The organism is Actinocorallia lasiicapitis (assembly GCF_054778695.1).
Genome location: NZ_BAAGZI010000765.1, coordinates 1 through 1108 on the forward strand (window position 1 = coordinate 1; position 1108 = coordinate 1108).

At 73.9% G+C, this 1108-nt stretch carries 2 protein-coding genes; both read right to left on the reverse strand.

Annotation, left to right across the window (positions count from 1 at the left end):
- The coding region (locus tag ACYVE7_RS34450) for a hypothetical protein (RefSeq protein ID WP_460370819.1) at positions 1-672 on the reverse strand (672 nt) is incomplete at its 3' end.
- 44 nt (positions 673-716) lie between these two features.
- On the reverse strand, positions 717-1108 hold a 392-nt coding region (locus tag ACYVE7_RS34455), incomplete at its 5' end, for a hypothetical protein (protein ID WP_460370820.1).

The following is a 1108-nucleotide window of genomic DNA, read 5'->3' on the forward strand; positions in this document are numbered from 1 at the left end:
GACGGGCAGCAGGGTGAAGGCGGGCGCGTCGTGCAGCGCGGGCAGCCCGTCGCGGAGCAGGGTGTCGAGGTCGGCGGGACGGCAGGTCAGGGCGAGCGGGCCCGCGGGTTCGAACGTGTCGTGCTGGTCGAGGACGGCGGCGCGGCGCAGCGGTTCGGGCACCGAGTCGAGGCCGTCGAGCAGCGGGATGATCAGCCCTTCGCCGAGCAGCGCGCGCGGGATCTGATCGCGGCCCTGGTAGCAGCGGTCGGCGAGCAGCCGCACCAGCAGCTCCGTCAGGGGTTCGGCGGACGGGTCCCAGCCGTCGAGCGGGAACAGGACGGGCACCGCGCGGCCCGGCTGGCGGGCCTGGAGCAGGCCGCGGGCCAGCAGCCGGACCAGCGAGGTGCGGCCGGAGCCCGGCGCGCCGACGATCACCGCGCGTTTGTCGGGGATGGCCCGGAACTGCGCGGTGATCCGCTGGACGGTCCTGGAGTCGTCGATGCTGGCGTAGGCGCGGCGCTGCGGTTCGAGCGCGAGCCCCGAACCGATGTCGATGACCGGCCGGGTGGTCGTCGCCCAGCGGACGGGGAGCGCCAGCGGCCCGGCGTCCGGCATGTCGATCGTCACGGCCAGTTCGTCGGCGCGCTCAGCACCGCCGCGGCCGCTTTCCCGCCCCCGAGAAACGCGCATTCCCCGAGCGTAAGAGCGCTTTCATGATTCTTTCCGGGAAAGTACTAACCGTGGTGCGCGAGATGGTGGGCCGTTTGCCCACCGACCCCGGCAAAGGCCACAAGCGCGACGATCAGCACCGCTGCGACGAGCAGTGAGGCCGCCGCGGTGCGTCCCGTGCGCAGCCCGTAGCCCGAAGTGGCCCAGCAGAGACCGAGCAGGAACCGCTCCCAGCGGCGCTCCTCGGAACGGCGGCGCATCTCCAGCGCGGCGTAGCGGAGCGCCTTGGCCGTCGCCGTTTCGGCGCAGGCTCCGGCCAGTGCCAGATAGCGCTCCGCGAGCTCGGCCGAGCCCGTCTCCTCGATCGCGCCGCCGAACCGGCAGTCGCGCAGCCGCAGCTCGCCGAGGTCGGCGGCGGTGAACCGGCTGCCGCACAGCCGCACGCCGCGCAGGTCGG